The sequence below is a fragment of the Mammaliicoccus sp. P-M59 genome (assembly GCF_022386135.1).
Classification (GTDB): domain Bacteria; phylum Bacillota; class Bacilli; order Staphylococcales; family Staphylococcaceae; genus Mammaliicoccus; species Mammaliicoccus sciuri_A.
Genome location: NZ_JAJNJJ010000008.1, coordinates 1 through 21308 on the forward strand (window position 1 = coordinate 1; position 21308 = coordinate 21308).

At 31.7% G+C, this 21308-nt stretch carries 20 protein-coding genes; 5 read left to right on the forward strand and 15 right to left on the reverse strand.

The window, feature by feature from the left end; all coding sequences use genetic code 11:
• Positions 1-456: 456 nt before the first annotated feature.
• A complete protein-coding gene (locus LQ617_RS12205; protein ID WP_037590543.1) occupies positions 457-897 on the forward strand; it encodes a YgzB family protein in 441 nt (146 codons plus the stop codon).
• A 25-nt stretch (positions 898-922) separates the two neighbouring features.
• Here the strand turns inward: LQ617_RS12205 and perR are convergent, their stop codons facing one another.
• The 3 genes from perR to bcp all read right to left on the reverse strand — a co-directional run bounded on the left by perR (position 923) and on the right by bcp (position 2871).
• Positions 923-1375 (reverse strand): peroxide-responsive transcriptional repressor PerR, encoded by a 453-nt coding sequence (gene perR / locus LQ617_RS12210; RefSeq protein WP_025907200.1) that lies wholly within the window; start codon positions 1373-1375, stop codon positions 923-925.
• Positions 1376-1453: 78 nt separating this feature from the next.
• Complete coding sequence (locus LQ617_RS12215; protein WP_239740478.1) at positions 1454-2407, reverse strand: phosphoglycerate dehydrogenase; 954 nt, start codon at positions 2405-2407, stop codon at positions 1454-1456.
• 5 nt (positions 2408-2412) lie between these two features.
• The gene (gene bcp / locus LQ617_RS12220) at positions 2413-2871 is read right to left on the reverse strand and encodes a thioredoxin-dependent thiol peroxidase (RefSeq protein ID WP_037590541.1); all 459 of its coding nucleotides are present in this window, start codon (positions 2869-2871) and stop codon (positions 2413-2415) included.
• A gap of 84 nt (positions 2872-2955) precedes the next feature.
• Here bcp and LQ617_RS12225 point away from each other — a divergent pair, with 84 nt between their 5' ends.
• Both LQ617_RS12225 and LQ617_RS12230 read left to right on the forward strand, forming a co-directional pair.
• Positions 2956-4242 carry a glutamate-1-semialdehyde 2,1-aminomutase gene (locus LQ617_RS12225; protein WP_048540694.1) on the forward strand — a complete coding sequence of 429 codons (1287 nt, stop codon included), beginning with the start codon at positions 2956-2958 and terminating at the stop codon, positions 4240-4242.
• 95 nt (positions 4243-4337) lie between these two features.
• On the forward strand, positions 4338-5432 hold the full coding sequence (locus LQ617_RS12230; protein WP_037590539.1) for an FUSC family protein: 1095 nt from the start codon (positions 4338-4340) through the stop codon (positions 5430-5432).
• A 35-nt stretch (positions 5433-5467) separates the two neighbouring features.
• On the opposite strand, the gene LQ617_RS12235 is transcribed toward LQ617_RS12230, so the two are convergent.
• The 4 genes from LQ617_RS12235 to mutY all read right to left on the reverse strand — a co-directional run bounded on the left by LQ617_RS12235 (position 5468) and on the right by mutY (position 10587).
• Positions 5468-7054: an FMN-binding glutamate synthase family protein gene (locus tag LQ617_RS12235; protein WP_037590538.1), complete on the reverse strand. Its 1587-nt coding sequence runs from the start codon at positions 7052-7054 to the stop codon at positions 5468-5470.
• Between the two features lie 66 nt (positions 7055-7120).
• Positions 7121-8860, reverse strand: coding sequence for an ABC transporter ATP-binding protein (locus LQ617_RS12240; RefSeq protein WP_037590537.1), 1740 nt, complete (start codon positions 8858-8860; stop codon positions 7121-7123).
• Positions 8861-8927: 67 nt separating this feature from the next.
• Positions 8928-9476, reverse strand: coding sequence for a nucleoside tri-diphosphate phosphatase (gene ntdP, locus LQ617_RS12245; RefSeq protein ID WP_025907189.1), 549 nt, complete (start codon positions 9474-9476; stop codon positions 8928-8930).
• A gap of 79 nt (positions 9477-9555) precedes the next feature.
• Positions 9556-10587: an A/G-specific adenine glycosylase gene (gene mutY, locus LQ617_RS12250; RefSeq protein ID WP_239740479.1), complete on the reverse strand. Its 1032-nt coding sequence runs from the start codon at positions 10585-10587 to the stop codon at positions 9556-9558.
• A 93-nt stretch (positions 10588-10680) separates the two neighbouring features.
• On the opposite strand from mutY, the gene LQ617_RS12255 reads away from it, so the two are divergent.
• Complete coding sequence (locus LQ617_RS12255; RefSeq protein ID WP_025907185.1) at positions 10681-11655, forward strand: metal-dependent hydrolase; 975 nt, start codon at positions 10681-10683, stop codon at positions 11653-11655.
• A 46-nt stretch (positions 11656-11701) separates the two neighbouring features.
• Here LQ617_RS12255 and LQ617_RS12260 read toward each other — a convergent pair whose 3' ends face one another.
• From LQ617_RS12260 to sgtB, 5 genes are all read right to left on the reverse strand, one after another.
• Complete coding sequence (locus LQ617_RS12260) at positions 11702-12472, reverse strand: ABC transporter permease (RefSeq protein ID WP_058611102.1); 771 nt, start codon at positions 12470-12472, stop codon at positions 11702-11704.
• Positions 12473-12481: 9 nt separating this feature from the next.
• Positions 12482-14029, reverse strand: coding sequence for an ABC transporter ATP-binding protein (locus LQ617_RS12265; protein ID WP_239740480.1), 1548 nt, complete (start codon positions 14027-14029; stop codon positions 12482-12484).
• A 12-nt stretch (positions 14030-14041) separates the two neighbouring features.
• Complete coding sequence (locus LQ617_RS12270; protein WP_025905625.1) at positions 14042-14359, reverse strand: YfhH family protein; 318 nt, start codon at positions 14357-14359, stop codon at positions 14042-14044.
• On the reverse strand, positions 14352-15155 hold the full coding sequence (gene recX, locus LQ617_RS12275; protein WP_206166877.1) for a recombination regulator RecX: 804 nt from the start codon (positions 15153-15155) through the stop codon (positions 14352-14354). The genes LQ617_RS12270 and recX overlap by 8 nt, the downstream gene beginning before the upstream one ends.
• Before the next feature lie 82 nt (positions 15156-15237).
• Positions 15238-16053 (reverse strand): monofunctional peptidoglycan glycosyltransferase SgtB, encoded by an 816-nt coding sequence (gene sgtB, locus LQ617_RS12280; RefSeq protein ID WP_025905627.1) that lies wholly within the window; start codon positions 16051-16053, stop codon positions 15238-15240.
• A gap of 161 nt (positions 16054-16214) precedes the next feature.
• Here sgtB and LQ617_RS12285 point away from each other — a divergent pair, with 161 nt between their 5' ends.
• Positions 16215-17948 carry a pyruvate oxidase gene (locus tag LQ617_RS12285; RefSeq protein ID WP_239740481.1) on the forward strand — a complete coding sequence of 578 codons (1734 nt, stop codon included), beginning with the start codon at positions 16215-16217 and terminating at the stop codon, positions 17946-17948.
• A gap of 439 nt (positions 17949-18387) precedes the next feature.
• Here LQ617_RS12285 and LQ617_RS12290 read toward each other — a convergent pair whose 3' ends face one another.
• The 3 genes from LQ617_RS12290 to rlmD all read right to left on the reverse strand — a co-directional run bounded on the left by LQ617_RS12290 (position 18388) and on the right by rlmD (position 21306).
• Entirely contained in the window at positions 18388-19272 is an 885-nt protein-coding gene (locus LQ617_RS12290) for a nuclease-related domain-containing protein (protein ID WP_204168121.1), read from the reverse strand.
• A gap of 91 nt (positions 19273-19363) precedes the next feature.
• A complete protein-coding gene (locus tag LQ617_RS12295) occupies positions 19364-19879 on the reverse strand; it encodes a type 1 glutamine amidotransferase domain-containing protein (protein ID WP_025905630.1) in 516 nt (171 codons plus the stop codon).
• Positions 19880-19944: 65 nt separating this feature from the next.
• A complete protein-coding gene (gene rlmD, locus LQ617_RS12300) occupies positions 19945-21306 on the reverse strand; it encodes a 23S rRNA (uracil(1939)-C(5))-methyltransferase RlmD (protein WP_159315345.1) in 1362 nt (453 codons plus the stop codon).
• Positions 21307-21308: the final 2 nt, after the last annotated feature.

Sequence of the window (21308 nt, forward strand, 5' to 3'; positions counted from 1 at the left end):
TTGGTTAAGCCAATCACTCTGAAGTACTTTCAGTACTCAATTATTGGAATTAACGTTGACATATTGTCATTCAGTTTTCAATGTTCATTTTAATCGCTACAAGAAACAATTATACTAGTTATTAAATATCAAGTCAAGTATTATTTTTAAAAAATAATAATTTGTTTTGTCCGGTTTGACTCAGCTTTTCAAGTGGTCGTTTCCGTTTCAATCAACTTGCATAATTTATATTACATTGTTATTTAGTTAATTTCAAGCGTTAAATTTACACTTTATTAACCTTTTTAACAATCGTTTTATTTTGCGATGTCTGTCTGTTTTGACGACTTTTATATAATATCAAGATATATACTATACGTCAACGATTTATATAAACAAAATTGTGTATTATTTCGCTTTATTAGGGACTATATATTTTAATAGAAATTATGCTATACTTTATCAGTATTAATAAGTATGGAGGGAATAGATTTGAAGCTATTTCGCAAAAAACCTACTAGTAAAATAAATAGAATTAGATCTTTTGCATTAGGATTAATCTTCTTAGGTATGATTGTTATGTACATAGGTGTATTCTTCTTTTACTATTTTAAGAGCCAAATTGTATTTAGTATATTCTTAGTTTTAGGAATGTTAGCTCTTGGTCTTTCATTTATAGTTTACTTTTGGATTGGCATGTTGAGTTCTCGTACTATACAAGTGCAATGTCCAAACTGTGATCATTATACAAAAATGTTAGGACGAGCAGATATTTGTGCTAATTGTAATCAACCTCTTACATTAGATAAGAATTTAGAGGGTAAAGCCTTTAATCAAGATTATAATAATAAGCGCAAATCTAAGAAATTAGAAGAACAGCAAACTGAAGAACATACTGAAGAAAAGAAAAAAAGCTAAAGGCATCCGCCTTTAGCTTTTTGTTTTATTTATTCTTATTTTGACATTCTGGACAAACACCATATATTTCCATTCTGTGGTGCGTTACTGAAAAACTAGTGACATGTTGTGCCAATTGTTCTACTTCATCTAATCGTGGATAATGAAAATCAGATATCTTACCACATTGATCACAGATAATATGATAGTGATTATGTGTTTCAAAATCAAAACGACTTGAAGCGTCACCGTATGTTAATTCTTTAACAAGCCCAGTTTCTTTAAAAACTTTTAAGTTATTATAAACTGTAGCAACACTCATATTTGGAAATTGTGGTGAAAGTGACTGATAAATTTCATCAGCAGTAGGATGACTATCTGTTTCGATTAAATATTGAAGTATCGATTGACGTTGTGGTGTAATTCTAACACCAGTACTTCTTAAAGTACCAATTGCATCGTCTAACATATGTTCAACATTCTCAATATTTTGTTGCATCCTTACACCCACCTTCTAATTTATAATGATTATTATTTATAATATATCCCTTTTAGTAGCATTTTGTCAAACAATTAATCAGTATCCCGCTTCTGAGTTAACAATGTTTATTAACTTATCTAGTTCATCATTTTCAATATGTTTAAGATTTTCAATTAGAATATCTGTACTTCTCTTTAAATTGTTAAGATCATTACCTGTAATATGAGCTGTGATAAACACATTATCTAAATCATATAGTCGAGAGTTTTCAGGTAATGGTTCCTCTTCAAATACATCTAAAGATGCATATCTAATTTCTTTACTATCCAATGCTTCATATAAGACACTTTCTGATACGACAGTACCTCTACCTACATTTATAAAATGTGTATCTTCATTCATATGTTTAAAGTCTTCTTTCTGTAGTAAATGTATCGTATCTTCTGTTTCAGGTAATACATTCACAATAAAGTCAGCTTTATGATATACATGACGTCTTTCTTCTATAGAATAAACTTCATCAAACCCAGGAACATCATGTCCAGTTGTATTTATACCAATAACCTTCATATTAAATGCTTTAGCAACTTCAGCAGTTCTTTGCGGAATCTTACCTGTACCTAAAAATAGAATAGTCTTTTCATTTATTGAATCAGGTTTAAGCTTATGATTAAATTCACGTTTCTTTTGAGACTCATATGAAGTACTAAATAGTTTAATATCATTTAGAATATATGCAAAAATAAATTCAGCGATTTGAATGGCATGTACCCCTCTTGCATTAGTCAATTTAATTCCTCTATCTTGAATGTAACCTAGAGGTAATTGATTCACCCCTGTAGCAAACCATGCGATTAGTTTGATATTCTTACATTTATCTAAAAATGAAGGATTCACTTCTCCATGATAACTAACTAATACATCAACATCTTCTAAATCTTCATCACGTGCTTCATTCGGATGTTTATAAAATTTAAAATCTACATTAGGAAATGTTTCTTTTAGTCTCTCTTCTTGTTCTTTTAGCCTCATTAAAGTAACGACTTTCATTTATATCATTCCTTTATAAAGTTTTTTAAGTCTTCAATTTGAGTTTTAACTTTTACTTTGTCAATTTTATGTATGACAGTACCTTCTTCATCTAACACAAAAGTCGTTCTAACGATCCCCATTGATTCTTTACCAAATGATTTCTTCAATTGATATACGCCTACTTCTTCAGAAAGCTTATAATCTTCATCTACTAGTAAATCAAAATTCAAATTATGTTTATTAGAAAAATTAGCATGTTTCTTTTCACTATCTCCACTAATACCATAAACTTTCGTATTTAATTCATTAAAATCTTCTAAATTATCTCTAAAATCACATGCTTCTGTCGTACATGTCGGTGTATTATCTCTAGGGTAAAAATAAACAACGACTTTAGATCCCTTTAAGTCCTCATTACTAATTAATTCACCATTTTGATTTTTCAACTTGAAATCCGGAAATTTTTCACCAATTTGTATCATATTTTACACTCCTTATAAACGATAGATGTTTAATTTTATGATACGATATAAATGAAAATAATTAAATTAAAAGAGGTTGATAATATGGAATTTACAAAAAGTGAGTACTTACAAACACTTTCAAATGAATATATTCTTGGTGGTGTCAATTCACCATCTCGTTCATATAAAGCTGTAGGTGGTGGCGCTCCTGTAGTTATGCAAAAAGGTAAAGGTGCGTATTTTTACGATGTTGATGGCAATAAATATATAGACTATCTACAAGCATATGGACCAATCATAGCTGGACATGCACATCCACATATAACGGAAGCCATTAAAGCTGCAGCTGAAGATGGTGTATTATTCGGTACACCTACTGAATATGAAATTACGTTTGCTAAAAAACTACGTAACGCTATTCCATCATTAGAAAAAATCAGATTTGTAAACTCAGGTACTGAAGCTGTTATGACAACTATTAGAGTTGCACGTGCATATACTAAGCGAGATAAAATCATTAAATTCGCTGGATGTTATCACGGACATTCTGACTTAGTGCTTGTTGCTGCAGGAAGTGGTCCATCTCAACTTGGCACACCTGATTCTGCTGGTGTACCGAAAAGTGTAGCACAAGAAGTTATTACAGTTCCTTTTAATGATATAGATTCATTTAAAGAAGCTATGGAACATTGGGGCGATCAAGTTGCTGGTGTATTAGTAGAACCAATCGTCGGAAACTTCGGTATGGTTGAGCCTAAAGAAGGCTTTTTAGAAGCAGTAAATGAAGTAACACATCAATACGGTGGTTTAGTGATTTATGATGAAGTTATTACAGCATTTAGATTCCATTACGGTGCTGCACAAGATTTATTAGGCGTTTATCCTGACTTAACTGCATTTGGTAAAGTTATTGGAGGCGGCTTACCAATCGGTGCATACGGAGGACGTCAAGAAATCATGGAACATGTTGCACCACTTGGTCCAGCATACCAAGCAGGTACAATGGCGGGTAACCCACTTTCTATGAGAGCTGGAATTGCTTTATTAGAAATATTGGAACAACCTGGTGTTTACGATAAATTGGATCAATTAGGTCAACAATTAGAAGAAGGTTTATTGGAATTAATTAAAAAACATAACGTTAAAGCAACAGTTAATCGAATCAAAGGTGCTTTAACTCTTTACTTTACAGACGAAAAAGTTGAAAATTATGTTCAAGCTGAAAATACTGACGGCGAACAGTTCGCAAAATTCTTTAAGTTAATGTTAAATCAAGGTATTAATTTAGCACCTTCTAAATATGAAGCATGGTTCTTAACGACTGAACATACTGAAGAAGACATAAATCAAACATTAAATGCAGTTGATTACGCTTTCTCTCAATTATAAACTTGAAAAGTTAGCCAAAACGTTGTATAACCAATATATACTAGGCTTGTGATATTTGTTACAACCCTGTTTTAAAAACAAAAAGGAATGGTTTTATGAAATTTGGGGCAAGAATATTTAAAACTGGTATCGCGATTGTCCTAGCAATATTTATAGCTAATTTACTGCCAGGACCAGCAATGATAACATCAATAGCTGGTGTTGCTGCAATGGTCGCCATGCAACCAAGTGTCTATCGTTCGTTCAAAACGATTGTAGAACAATTTCAAGGTAATGTGATTGGTGCGATTACAGCTGTTACCATATTCTCTATATTTGGTAACAATGTTGTATTTATCGGTTTAACAGCGATTATCATTATTTCAATACTTTACAAATTTAATCTACAACATGTTTCTAACTTAGCAGTTGTTACAGCTTTAATCATACTTGGACATCATGAAGGAGATTTCTATATCTCTGCATTCTATCGTTTCGTCTTAGTTATGATTGGTGTTTTAAGTGCTTTCCTTGTTAACTTTACGTTTTTACCACCGAAATTCGAAACTAAAATGTATTATAACTCACTTAATATTTCTACAGATATCTTTAAATGGTTTAGATTAGTGTTAAATGGTACAACTGAATTCCACTACGTAAAGCAAGATTTAGAAACAATCAGAACACGTATCGTAAAGCTTGAACAATTTTATTTATATTATAAAGAAGAAAGAGCCTACACAAAGAAACAAGCTTTTAGTCAAATGCGTAAGAAGATTCTTTTCAAAGAGATTATTGCATCAACACGTAGAGCATACGAAGTTTTAAGAAAAATGAATCGTTACGAAAACGATATTCATAACTTAAATGATGATCTCAAAGTACAAATGAAGTTTGAACTGGATGAACTGATGGCGCAGCATGAACAAATATTAGTAAGAATATCACAAAAAGCTAAACACGAAATTGATCAAGTTCCTGATTATTTAGTAGAACCTTATAAAGAAGATTTAATGGAAATATTCATTAAAGATATTATGGAAAATCCTGATCAAGAAGATTACTATATTGAGAACGTCATGCAAGTTATTTCAGCTATGTTAGATTATAAAGCGACTATTTTACATTTAGACAAATTATCTTCTAGTTATTTCAAATACCATCCAGAAGATAGCGACATTCAAATTGAAGATGAAGATTTTGATTTATAAAAATAGACCTGAACAGTTTTCTGTTCAGGTCTATTTTATTGCTCTTTATATATGGATTTTTTATATTGATTAACATTCATGACATTTCCATTAGCACTTCTATATAATAAATGGTTCTCATTTATTTGATTGGGACTTTTCACACCTACTGCTGCAGCTAAATTAAATAACCCTTCATGTAAACTTACAATATAATTTGAAACTCTGTATTCTTTTTCTGATACAACTAAAGCCGACTCTTTTTTGGGATCTGTAGTAGCTACACCTACCGGGCAATTATTTGTATGACATTGTTGAGCCATAATACAACCTACATTAATCATTAAACTTCTTGCTACATTAACGAGATCTGCACCTAATGCTAATGCAATAGCTATTTGATCAGGCGTAATGAGTTTTCCAGATGCAAATACTTTCACTTTATCTCTTATTTTAAATTTTTTAAGTTCTACATCTAATATTGGTAATGCAGAAAATAATGGCAAACCAACAGTATCTACAAGTTCTTGATAAGTCGCACCTGTTCCACCTTCTCCACCATCGACAGTAATAAAATCAGGAATAATGTTTGATGATACCATTTCATGTATTAATTTCTTTAAATCATTTATGTTTCCGACAACTATTTTTATGCCAACTGGTTTGTCAGATAGTTCTCTTAACTTCTGAACAAATTGTAACAACTCTTTATTATTATGAAGAAACTCAAATCTATTAGGTGAGTTAACCGTTTCAAAAGGCGTTACATTTCTAATTTCAGCAATTTCTTCTGTTACTTTTGCTCCTTCAATATGTCCACCTCTCGTTTTGGCACCTTGCGCTAACTTTAATTCAAATGCCTTAACTTGTTTCATATTGGCTTTTTCAATAAATTCTTTCTCATCGAAATTACCTTCTTTATCTCGAACACCAAATAAACCTGGTCCTATTTGAAAGATGATATCACATTCTCCACTTAAATGATGATCACTTAATCCTCCTTCTCCTGTATTCATCCATGAACCGCTTCTGCCCAATCCTTTTGACAATGCAGTAATCGCATTTTTACCTAGTGCACCATAACTCATTCCTGATTGTCCAACCAATCTATTAACGATAAATGGATGTTTTAAGTCACCACCTATAATAATTTGGTTGTCTGTTGTTAATTTATATGGATCAACATCTTTTTGTTTTTGTTCTTCTTTACGATCAAAAAGTCCTTCATTAGAAATTTCATAAATGAAAGTAGACATTTGTTCATCTTGGTTAATTTCTAATTCGTCATGGTCTACTGGAAACATTGTATTTTGTAAATAAAATCCTGGCTCTTCAAATTTTCTCAACGACCCAAAGCTTTCGATTCTATTTTTATATTTACCTGGCATGACGATATTTAAATATTGCTTTCTTGAAAATGGTTTTCCAGCATTGTCATTTAATATTAAGTACTGTCTAAGTTCTGGTCCTATACTTTCTAAAAAGTACCTCACTCTACCAAGTACAGGGTAATTTCTTAATACACTATGATGCTTTTGCCTTTTATCTATAACATACAAAGAAATACAGGCAATAATACCACCAATAATGATGACAAAGAATAAAATATTCACAATCAATTGTAGTATGCTTAAAAAAGTCATAAAAATTCCCCCTCAGTCTATCTCTATTAAATTAATAATAGCATAGAATGAGGGGGTGTTGTAATTTTACCCGAATGATTGAATGTTATATAAGTTGTAATAACTACCTTGTGCAGCCATTAATTCTTTGTGTGAACCAACTTCTTCAATTTGTCCATTTTGAATAACAACTATTTTATCCGCATGTGTAATTGTTGATAATCTATGTGCAACTATTAAAGTCGTTCTTTCAGTACTTAATATTTCAAGTGCATCTTGAATAATTTTTTCACTTTCTAAATCAAGTGCACTCGTCGCTTCATCAAGTACTAATACAGGAGGGTTATTCAAGAATATTCTTGCAATAGAAACTCTTTGTTTTTGTCCACCTGATAATTTTACACCACGTTCGCCGACCTCTGTATCATAACCATTTGGCAATGACATAATAAAGTCATGTGCATTCGCTTTTTTACTAGCCTCTATAACTTCTTCATCAGATGCATCCGGTTTACCTAATAAAATATTTTCTTTAATAGAATCAGAGAATAAAATATTATCTTGTTCAACCATACCTACTTGATTTCTGAGACTTTCAGTTGTGAAATCTTTAACGTTATGATTATCAATACTAATACTACCTTTTGTCACATCATAGAATCTAGGCAGTAAACTAATAAGTGTCGATTTACCGCCACCACTCATACCTACAAATGCGACGGTTTCACCTTTATTAATATCTAAATTAATATGTTTAAGCACTTCATCTTCATAATCATTATATTTAAATGATACGTCATCAAACGTAATGTGCCCTTCTTTAATGACAATGTCTTGTGCGTCATCTTCATTTTTGACATCATATTTTTCATCAAACAAATGAAATACTCTGTCCATTGAAGCGATACTTTGCGTTAAAGTTGTAGATGATGAAACCAATCTTCTTAAAGGTCCGTATAACTGTTCAAGATATGCTACAAATGCTGCTAATGTCCCAACAGTTAAATTCCCTTGAATAACAAGAAAACCACCGATACCTACTACTAATAATGGACCAATATCTGTAACTGTATTAATAACTGCAAATGATTTAGCATTCCATTTCGTATGATCAGTTGCTTTAGTTAAGAAGTTTTGGTTTCTTTTATCAAATCGTTTTTCTTCATTTTTTTCAATAGCAAAACTTTTAATAACAGACATCCCTGAAACACGTTCATGAAGAAATCCTTGAAGTTCTGCTAAACTTTGCGATCTTCTTCTCGTTAAACTACGTAATTTTCCGAAGAAGTAATAAATACTAAATATAAATACTGGGAAAATCGCAATTGCTGTAAATGTTAATTTAATATCTAAAACAAACATAATACTTAATGCGATGACGATAGTCACTAAATCTAACCAAACGTTCATAAGTCCTGTAAGGATAAAGTCTTTAGTTTGTTCAACGTCATTAATCACGCGTGATATAACTTCCCCTGCTTTATTATTAGCATAAAATCTTGAGCTTAATGCCTGTAAATGTGTGTATAATTTTTTACGAATATCATACAGAATTTTATTAGATGTCCATTGTGCTAAATATTGTCTGAAGTATTCTATAGGTGGTCTTAGTACAACAAATATGAATCCCATAATTAACATTGCATATGTTAATTTTTCTGTTTTTTGTCCAATTGATAGTGCACCATTATTAATGACATCATCGATTACATATTTAATCAGTAATGGAAGTAATAACGGGATACCAAATTTTAAAATTCCAATGATAATCGTACCTACAATATGCCACTTGTATGGTTTTACAAATTGTAAATACCTTTTAATCATTATTGTTCCCCCAATCTTAGTCCAAACGAAACAGCCTAGCTTTAGCTAGGCTGTGATATTTTCATTCTCAAGAATTACGTCTATCAATTGAATGAAATCTTTCTTGCCAAACTTTAATAAAGTCTGGCGCAAATGGTCCTTTCTTGCGTTCAATCCATTGTTGTAGAATATCAACATTTCTTCTAAGTATTACATCAATGTCTTTAGGATAATTCATTTGTTTCATATGTTGTTTATACTCATCTTCATCCAACAAATGATATTTGCCGCTTGGATAAACTTTAATGTCTAAATCATAATCGATATATTTAATCGCTTCTTCATCACAAACAAATGGTGATGATAAATTACAATAATAATAAACACCGTCTTCGCGGAACATACAAATGACGTTAAACCAATATTCTGAATGGAAATAAACAATCGCTGGTTCCCTTGTTACCCAAGTTCTACCATCACTTTCTGTTACGAGTGTACGATTATTCCCACCAATAATAACATGACTCGTACCTTTAAGAATTGTTGTTTCAGACCACACACGATGTATATTACCATCATGTTTATAACTTTGTATTTTAATTACTTGGCCTTCTTTTGGTATGGATTCTTTGACCATGTTCCACACCACCTTTTAAATATTTACCAAGTTATTATATCATATTTAAAAAAATAAGCTAAAATTATGTTTCTTATCATTATCCATTGAGTTGATTAAAAATCTTACTCATAGATGTTGAAAATGATAACTGTTCTTTTTCTTCTTTTTTAATCCATTTATATGGGTAATCAAAATCACTTTTTTGAGTATGCGCACGGTATACATTCATATTCCATGTCATATGTGTAAAAACATGTTTAGTAGTATATTCAGGTGTTTGATCAATATCTATAACTGCATCTAAAGTTTCTTCAATGCTGTGTATACTTTCATCAGCCTCAAACATTGGAAACTCCCACATGCCATTTAATAATTTCGTATCTCTTTGGCGTACTAATATTTCTCCAGAACGATTCGTGATATATAATACGTTAAAATCAATTGTCTTTTTCTTTATTTTTTTCTTTTTAACCGGTAATTCATCCACTATACCATTAGCAAATGCATAACAATGTTTTTGAACAGGGCACATAATACACAAAGTCTTTTTAGGTGTACAAATGGTTGCTCCTAATTCCATCATTGCTTGATTAAAATCTCCAGAATGTTCTTCTACAAATGGCTGTAATTCATCTTCATATAATTTTTTCGTCTTCGGTGCAGCTATATCACTGTCATTACCAGTCAATCTACTCCACACTCTTAACACATTGCCATCAACTGCTGGTATCGGATGATTATGCACGATACTCATAACTGCTGCATTTGTATATGGGCCGACACCTTTTAACTTTTTAAAATCATCAGGGTTATCTGGTACTACTCCGTGATAACTATGGTGAACTTCTTTAACCGCTTCTTGAAAATTTCTAACCCTAGAATAATAACCTAAACCTTCCCAATATTTAAGTACATCTTCTTCGTTTGCTTCACTCAAACTTTCTATAGTTGGAAAACGCTCAATAAAAGCTTTGTAATATGGTCGAACCGTATTAACCTGTGTTTGTTGCAACATAACTTCACTTAACCAAATATAATATGGATTTGTTGTTTCTCTCCATGGCATTTGTCGTTTATTTTTATGAAACCAATTAAGCAAATCGTCTTTAAATTGTTTCGTTTCTATCATTTATGACACTACTTTCTTGTGAATTGCTTTCAGATTACTATGCATATGCTATATAATATATATCATATAGATTAAAGTAAAGTGGTGATTTTTATGGATACTGGTACACACGTTGTTATGGGTGTTGCGTTAACTGGTCTTGCGACATTAGATCCACATGTTACACCTACATTTGCTGCAGTGGCAACTGGTATAATGGTTGGATCACAAATACCTGATATTGATACAGTATTAAAATTAAAAAATAATGCGATATATGTTAAAAACCATAGAGGTATCACTCATTCTATACCTTTTACATTATTATGGCCTTTAATATTAACATTTCTAATATTCGTTATCTTTCCAGGAGTAGATGTCTTGCATATTTGGTTATGGACGCAATTTGCCGTATTCTTTCATGTTTTTGTAGATATTTTTAATTCATATGGTACACAGGCGCTTAGACCGATATCTAATAAATGGATTCAATTAAGTATTATTAATACGTTTGACCCCATTATCTTTGTAGCACACTTAGTTGCCATATTGTTCTGGACACTCGGTGTTAATGCTGGCATTGCTTTTGGTACATTATACTTCTTGTTAATATTCTATTATATTGTGCGATTCATATTACAAAAAGCGATAAAAGACCAAGCTTTAAAACAAATACAACAAGAAGATAATCCTGTTAAAATATTTGTTGCACCGACAATACGATTTATGGAATGGCGAATTGCCATTCAAACTGAAACACATGATTATGTTGGACGCAGTTATGGTCGTAACGTAGCATTTAATGATGTATTCAAAAGACAAGCATTCCCGAATGACCATATAATGGCTTATGCTAAATATGATGAGAATTTAAGATCTTTCTTAAGTTTCAGTTCTATTTATCGATGGGAAGTTACAAGAATAGATAAAAAAACAACAGAACTAAGATTTATTGATTTAAGATATTTGAAAAATGGTCATTACCCATTTGTAGCTATACTACATTTAGATGATGATATGAAAGTGACAAACTCATATATCGGCTGGGTATTTACCGAAGAGAAATTAATGAAAAAACTTGAAGCATAGAAACACAAATAAGGCTGAGACGATTAAATCGTCTCAGCCTTATTTTTTATTTAAAGTATTCAGTTTTATAAGCTTTATTAATATTGATCCAAGCTAAATAAATAAATGCTACTTCAAAATAGAACAGAATATGATATGGCAAATTCGTAACGGATGCGTTACCTAACACCATTGATTGTTGGAACCCATTAATAATATAGAATAATGGATTGAGTTTTAAGACATTGACCCAAACTGCATACATATTATTAGGTACATACAATATCGGTACGACAAATAATAATACAATCAATAATCCGAAAACGATAAACCGTGCAGAATATACATATTTACCAAACACGCCGATAATAGATGCTACTGGTACAAGTAATATGTATGCCATCACTAAATAATAGAAAAATCCTAAATGGTTAATTTCGATTAAATTTGATGTCGAAAATGTTGAAACAATCCCAGTAAGTGTTACAACAATCAAGAACATAATCATCGTTAAAAATACTTGTGAAGAAGCACCAACATAGTACGGTACTGATAATCTATTATAAAGTGCCCCTTGTTTTCTGACTGTCTTTTCTGAATTAAAAAGTGATAAAAAGACCCACATGTAAGCGAAAAAGCCAATCAACTTATAATAAGACGTTGATTGCTGTACATCTATCGCATCAGTAATCCATAACTTCAAATATGTGAAGATCAATAATACTAACATGATAGCAAAAGCAGATACATAATATTTATAATGAGTTTTAACTTCATAGAAGCAATATTTAAGCATATGTGGAAAATGTTTAATATGTTGTTCAAATAATTCGTTCATATTGACCTCCTATAATTGTATAAAAATCCATTTGTTTTCTGCTAAGTCTGCTATCATAAAGCCATCTCTTGATTTAACTACCCAAGTGTCACTTGAAATATTGTATTTCTTAACTAATTTAGCTTTGTTTTTCATATCAAATGTAAAACCAGTTAGTTGATTGTCACTGTCGAAAACCATATGTACTTTTTGGCCTTCCATTTGTTCATTAAATCGGTTTGTTTTATCAGCTGTGATCGTCTCAGAAACTTTCTTATGTGATTTATGCATAAAGCTGTTATAAAAATCAATATAATTTAAATAACTATCATCAACATAATCTTCTAAATCTGACCAATCAACGTCTTCATATAGTCCTGCCGGATTGAAAAAGTACAAGTTATTCTTCTTAGAGATATAAGTCTTGTCATCTACTTCAAGTCTATAATTAGATTGATTTTCACCTGTTACATCTACAAAACTATACTGAGGTAATTTTAACTTTGAGCCTTTGGATGAAGGTGTGAGTTCTGTATCATGTTTCAGCGATAGGACATAAGCTGACTTATCTATGTATTTTGGTTCACTATTTGTTGTGATGACCTGTTTTGATGTAACTTCTTTTTCTGTAGGCGAGCTACCCACACCTATAAACATAAATAGCGCTGCTAATGTAGCACCAAAGATAAATGTTAAGCCATAAAATATCATTTTCTCAATAGATTTCGGCACTCTACCGTATTGATATTTACGCATTCTTTTATAACCTTCGCCGTGCGCTATAGGAAGTTCTTGTTGAGCCATCTTCCATTTAAGATCGTAAAGTTCTTTTTGGTCTTTATCTTGAATTTGGTTATATTTCTTATGATATTCTCGGTAATGACCTAATACTTCTTTAACGGTACCTTCTTTTCTAACTTGACCATAAGTTAGCCAGATAAGATAGTTACTCATTTTCTCAATTGAGTGTATATGGTCATCAATAACAACAGCTGCACGATCGTATTCTTTTTGTTCATTTAAAAATTCATGGAACTTCTTCTGAAATGATTCGTCTAAGTATTGAATGATGTTCGTAAAAATTGCAACAGTCGGTCTCATATATTTGGCTATACTAACTAACAACTGCGCATATTCCGCTTCATTAATATCTTGGCACGTCTTTGAAGCTTTATCCGATAATTTGGCAAAGCTTAATATTTGTCTTTGAATCGTCGTAATGTCTCTAATTTCTACACCGGATAAACTCAAAGTACGAATAATCATTTCATTTAATGTTTGATGATCATCAGCTTTATGTCTAACATCCGCTAAAAATATTTGGGCATGATTTGTTACTTTACCTAAATTAGGTGCAACTTCTTTAATCATTAATTTACTGATCATTTCTTTACCAGACTGATCATCACCGATAATGCCCAGCACTTCGCCTCTATAAAGATGCACGGTAACATTTTTAAGTACAATGTCTTTATTAAGGTGCTTTAACTTAAATAATGATTTGAATTTATTCTGTTCTTTACTTATATAATAATATTTAGTTGCGTTAACAACTCTCAGTAATATTTGCTGTGTCATTCTGCACCACCATTATAGTTGTAGAAGACTTACAGGAATGCCTTCTTCAATTTTTGATCCTTTTAATCTAAATCCCCAAGCAAATACACCATTAATGCGTTCTACTTTAAAGTAACTAGGTGTGTCACCTATTAAGCCATATACTTTACCTACTTCTATTTTTGAAGTGTCGACAAGGTAACTTTCTGCTATGAGTGCTTTTCTCTTATATACTTCATATTCATTTAGTATACCCATCATTTCTGATTTTCTCATCTTTTCGCGATATTCAGCAATTGCATTTTTAAGTTCATATTCTGTCATTTCAACAAATTTTTTATCATTATTCATCTACAATACCACTTTCTACTAATTTGTCATTAATCATTTCAAATGTATACCCTTTTCTTACGAGTGCTTGAATAACATGTGACTTAAGTTCATATCCATTATATTTCTTTTGATATTTATTATATACCTTTTCCAAATCTTTCATCAAAATATTTTCAACATCATCAGATGTCGGTTCAATATTCAAATCTGTTAGATTTTCATTGATTAATGAAAAAGCATAGCCTCTTTGTTGAAGTGTTTGGACAATCGTTTGTTTTAAACGGTTAGGAGGTTGTTTCTTTTTTTGCATAATCTTTTTTGCGATATTCGGAATGCGATCTTCCGCCATTTCCATTTCAAACTTTTCTTTGTATTCGTGTACTAAATCTTGTTCAATACCTTTTTCTTTAGCTACTCTTTCAAAATGGTCAGGACCTTTATCAGTTGTTTTTAAAATGGTGTTTTTTAAACTTTCAATATAATCTTTATGGTCTATGTATTTATTAGATTGACAATACTCTATCACTCTATCAATTAAGTCACTGCCATATTCTTTGTCTGTTAAATATTTTTCTACTTCATATTTCGTACGCTTTTTATGTGATAAATAGACAATCGCTTGATTAAGTGCCTGTCTATATTGATCGTAGTCCTTAATTTCTTGTAACTTACTTTTTGTAATTTCTAAATCTTTTCTTAAATTAAAGTAGATGTATGTTGCTTGATCAATACCCATTTCAAATTCATTATTAATAAATAAATTTAAACGTTCTTTGTTTTTCTTTTGTACTTCAAGTTTAGTTATTTTAAGCATTTTACATCCCTCCACACATATATATAGGATACAATAAAACACACTGAGTTTAAAAGTTTAATCTCTTAACTCAGTGTGTTTATTATTGATTTAATTCATTTATAGCTTCAGTATACTCTGATTCAGTAATATAATTCTGTTGTTTCATTTTTTCAAGCGTTGTTTTGATACGTGTCATATAACTATCACTAATATTATTAATATCAAAATTGGATGGTGCATTTACGACACTCGCTAAAATTGCACTTTGTAATACCGTTACTTGAGGAAGGTTTGGATTATTTTTATCGACTGTTGCACCGAAGTAATAATTTGCCGCTTCTTCAATCGTATAATTATTTTGACCGAAATAAATATTATTGACATAATAACTCAAAATATCATTCTTACTATATTTATCTTCAACACGTTTCGCCACAAACATCTCTTTCACTTTTCTTGTCAGTTGCGTTTCATTCGTATAGAAATAGTTTTTAACGACTTGTTGTGTAATCGTACTTCCACCTTGTGTAAGTTCACCATTTTTCAAACTTACAGCAAGCGCACGTGATACACCTCTTAAGTCAATTCCATCATGATCATAAAATCGTTTATCTTCAACTGCTACAAAAGCATTTTTAGTATAATCAGGCATATCTTCAACTTGAACATAAGATTGTTTATCTTCAATTTTTACTAAATCATCTACATCAGATGTTCTTGACCACATATACATAACTGCTAAATAAAAAACAATCGCAAGTATAATAAGTATTGTTACAAGACCAAATAGCTTTGAAATTCTTTTTCTCTTTCTTGGCTGTACAGGTTCTTGATAATAATGTTGATATCTTCTATATTGAACTTCTTCTGAATTAGGTTGTGGTATTTCATTCTTCTTATTCTTAAATAGCCCCATCTGTATTCTCCCTTATTCATATTTCTTACATCATTATAGCTTGTAATAATGAATTTAAACACTTCTTTTTACTGAAAAACAACAAAATCAGTCCTGAGTCTTATTTATAAGTATAACTTTTAGCGTATTTGGGTATAGATAACGATAAGGAGGAATTTTATATGGCAAAAATTAAAGCAAACAAAGCACTCGTACAAGTCTTAAAGAATTGGCAAATTGACCACGTATATGGCATACCTGGTGATTCAATAGATAAAGTCGTAGATGCACTTAAAACAGAAGAAGATAATATTAAATTCTATGATGTAAGACACGAAGAAGTTGCAACTTTAGCTGCTAGTAGTTATGCCAAATTAACAGGCAAGATAGCAGTGGCATTAAGTATTGGTGGTCCGGGCGCAATACATATGTTAAATGGTATGTATGACGCTAAAATGGATAATGTCCCTATGCTCGTTTTAGCTGGTCAAACAGATTCAAAATTATTGGGCACAAAATTCTTCCAAGAAGTTAATTTAACAGCCCTTTTCGAAGATGTAGCTGTTTATAATAAACAATTAGAATCAGCTGAAAATGTACATGAAATTGTAGATGAAGCTATCAAAACTGCATATGCTAAAAAAGGCGTTGCAGTATTAACGATTCCAAGTGATGTCCTAGGTGAGAAAATTGAAGACAATGTCCCTAGAGAAACTTATAAATTTGAAAATGCAGTAACTTACGCTAAAGATGAAGATGTTAAAAAAGCTGCAGAACTTATAAATAAAAGTGAAAAACCGGTCGTCCTAACTGGTGTTGGTGCTAAAGATGCTAAGGAAGAATTACTTAACTTCTTAGATCATATCGATGCACCTGGTTTAATTACATTACCAGCAAAAGGTATCATACCGGATAAACATCCTAATTTCATGGGTAACTTAGGTAAAATTGGTACTAAACCAGCATTTGAAGCGTCTAAAGATGCTGATTTATTAATTTTAGTTGGTACGAATTATCCATATGTAGATTATTTACCTGATAAAGATATACCATGTATCCAAATTGATATTAATCAAACAAATATCGGCAAACGATTTAATGTTGATGTAGGCTTAATAGGCGATACAAAAAATGTATTAGCTGCATTAACAGAAGCGTCTGAAAAAGTTACCAGCCGTAAATTCTTAAAAGCATGCCAAGAAAATATGAAAGCATGGAACAGATGGTTAGAAGAAGATAGAAATAATGACAGCAAACCAATCAGACCAGAATTATTAATGTCTGAAATAGAAAAAATTTCAACAGATGACACAGTATTTTCAGTTGACGTCGGAACTTCAACAGTATGGAGCACACGATATTTACAACTCGGTCACAATCATAAATTTATCACGTCATCTTGGTTAGGCACGATGGGCTGTGCATTACCAGGAGCGATAGCAAGTAAAGTCGCAAATCCAGATAAGCAAGCAATTGCTATTACAGGTGACGGAGGATTTGCGATGGTTATGCAAGACTTCGTTACAGCGGTACAATATAAACTACCTATTATCGTCGTCGTACTGAATAACCAAGAATTAGCTTTCATAAAATACGAACAACAAGCAGCTGGTGAGTTAGAATATGCTATTGATTTAGGCGATATCGACTTCGCTAAATTTGCAGATAGTTGTGGCGGTATAGGCTATAATGTCGTAGATGTAGAAGACATCGCCCCTACACTTGAAAAAGCTAAAAATGCGAATAAACCTGTAGTTGTTAACGTAAAAGTAGATCCAGATGCTGCTCCATTACCAGGTAAAATTATATGGGACGAAGCAAAAGGATATGCAAAATTCGAAATTAGAACAGCATTAGAAGAAAACAGACTCGAAAAAATGCCACCACTCAAAACACTAATAAGAAGATTCTTCTAATAAAAATAAAGAAGCAGTGAAGTTTATGAAGAACTTCACTGCTTTTTCTGTTGGGTTAAATTTAAGTATTTTCAATAAAAATTTTAAAATAGCGCGCTGAGATGTGGAATTTTGTAGATTGTGATGGAGGTTGTTAACGGATGTTAGGGACATTTTTTGAAATTGTGTCCCTAACGATACTTCTTACGGACATTTCTCAGAATTCTGTCCCTAACAGCACTTCTTGCGGACATTTCTCGGAATTGTGTCCCTAACAGCACCTCTTACGGACATTTCTCAGAATTCTGTCCCTAACGATACCTCTTACGGACATTTCTCGGAATTCTGTCCCTAACGATACCTCTTACGGACATTTCTCGGAATTCTGTCCCTAACAGCACCTCTTACGGACACTTCTCGGAATTCTGTCCCTAACTACCTTACATTAAAATTCATAGCATTAGCTTAAATAGTATTTTTTATTTCTAGCTCCTTTACTTATGAAACATTTATCACAAATTCTTCTAATTGTCTTACTATTCCCTCCTAACCACCATACTGCTTCGGTGATAGTGAATGGCTCTTGTTTTAAATAATACAGTTCTTGCAAATTATATTCATAAAGATACTTTTTATCCATGACGGACTCACAATATTGGCATGTACATTTCTGTTTGTCTTGTTCAATTTTTACTGTGAACATGCGATTACATCTAGGGCATTTAATACCTGGATTGATTTGTTCAAACGGTATTGTCACACCTTTACTGTATTGTGCATCAAATGAATTTCTTACTGACAATAGTTTCTGTTTAATTCTTATATTTTCTGATTGATTTTGATTTTTAAAAAGTTGGGTAATGGAGCCTAATTCTGAGGGTAAGATAACTTGATCTTTTAGTAGGTTTCTATTTTTGAAGTTAAAGTAAGGATTGGTAAAGACTAATTTTGAAATGACGGGTTTACCAATTTCTAAATAGTGACATAGTTTATTGAATTCATTTCTAGCTCGTTCCATTTGTATGAACGGTGAGGTAAATGTACTTCCAAAATTATTTTTTAACAACGTGTCTTCTAAATAATAAATGCCTTTATAATTCTTTATCTCGAATAAATATATTGCATAATCATCGATGACGATTGTATCTATTTGAACTTGACTATTGTAAGTAAATTGAAAGTCATTCAAATATACGATATCCGTATCACAATTTAAAATAGCACTAAAATAGTTTTCGCCATCGTTTCCACTTGATTTATTTTGAATTGATTTCAAAATATTTTCGGTTAATTCAGCGCGCCCTATTAATGACTGAAAATACTTTGTATCATACTTACTTTCCATAAACCACGCTCCTTACATATTATAAAAAAATTATATAATAGCCTGCACAAAAAAACCACTCACTATAAAAGTGAGTGGCTCATCAAAGCATCTATTGAAGCAATGCAAGTGATTCACGGTTAAAGTCTTCTAAGTCGTCTGGAGTTCGACTTGTGACGATGCCATTGTCAACGACTACAGATTCGTCAACGACTTTTGCACCTGCATTTTGTAAGTCTTTTCTAACTGACAAGAAACTAGTAACAGTTCTGCCATTTAATAAATCTGTATCAATTAATAATTGAGGTCCGTGGCAAATTGCAAATGAAGGTTTTTCATTTTGTACGAAATGTTTAACAAATTCGCCAAAACGTCCTTGTTCATCTCCACGTAATAAATCTGGTGAAAATCCGCCAGGAATTAAGACTGCATCATAATCTGCAGCATTTGCTTCATCAATACCAACTTCTACTGTAACTTTTTCGCCTTTTTTACCAGTGATTTCTTTACCTTTTTCTTCACCAATAATAACAACTTCATGTCCAGCATCAGTTAATGCTTTTTGTGGACTTGTTAATTCAACGTCCTCGAATAAATCTGTTACAACTGCTGCTACTTTTTTACTCATAATATCAATCTCTTCCTTTCATAGTATGTCTAATATTTATATACCACTTTTGAAAGGTTTTAAACTTATTTTGCAACTAATTTTGCTACGACTTCTACTTGTGCTGTTTGTGGAAACATATCAATAGGTTGCATGCTTACGACTTTGTATTTTTTAGATAAGTGTGCTAAATCTTTAGCTAAAGTTGATGGATTACAACTTGTATACACAAATGTTTTTGGATGAACGGATTTAATAAGTTCAACAGCTTTAATACCTAATCCTGTTCTTGGCGGATCAACTGTTATCACGTCTGGTTTAAAACCTTCTTTAATCCATTTATCCATAACTTTATATGCATCACCAACTTCATAGTGTACATTATGACGATTATTGAGTTCGGCATTTTTCTTAGCGTCATCAATACCTTCTTTAATGATATCCATACCTCTTACTTCTTTCGCATTTTTAGAAAGCCAAATACCTATTGTACCTGTTCCACAAAATGCATCTACAACTGATTCATTACCTGTTAAATTCGCTTGAGCTTCAATTTCACCGTACATTTTTGTAGCTTGTTCCGGATTTAATTGGAAAAATGAATCTGGCGATAAATCATAATAGTATTGACCAAGCGTTTCTGTAATTTGTTGTTTACCACTTACATGAATCGTTTGATTGCCAAGTACTCGTGATGTCTTCTCTTTATTAATATTGATGGATAAACTTTCCACGAAAGACAAATTCATGATTTGATCAATAAGAGACTGATTATACTTCAATTGATCATCCGTACAAACTAACGTAACTTGTATTTGTTGACTATGCTTTGCTACTCTCGTAACAATATATCTTAGCCCTTGTTCTTTATTTGGATTTCTACATACTTTAACTTGTAAATTTGTCAAAATATTTCTCAATTCATTCGTAACTTGAATCGTACGTTTATCTTGAACTGGACATTTTTTAATATCAATTAATTGATGACTGTCTTTTTCATAAAGGCCTGCAATGAGTTGATTTCCTTTCTTCTGAACAGGAAATTGATTTTTATTACGGTATCCCCAAGGATTATCCATACCGATTGTAGGTTTTACAATTTTTGTTGGGATATTTTTCGCATATTTAGTTAACGCATCTTTTACAATTTGTGATTTGAATAAAAGTTGCGCATCATAATTTAAATGTTGCAGTTGGCATCCACCACAAATATCATAAACTTTACATTTAGGTTTAACCCTTTCTTTACTACGTTCACGGATTTTGACTACTTTCGCTTCGATAAAATTTGGTTTCGCTTTTACAACTTGGACAAGTCCAACCTCTCCCGGCAATAAACCTTCTACAAATGTTATCTTCTTCTTATAATAGCCAATACCTTCACCATTAATACCTAATCGTTTGATCGTTAAAGGAAACTTCTGTCCTACTTTTACTGAAACATTCATCT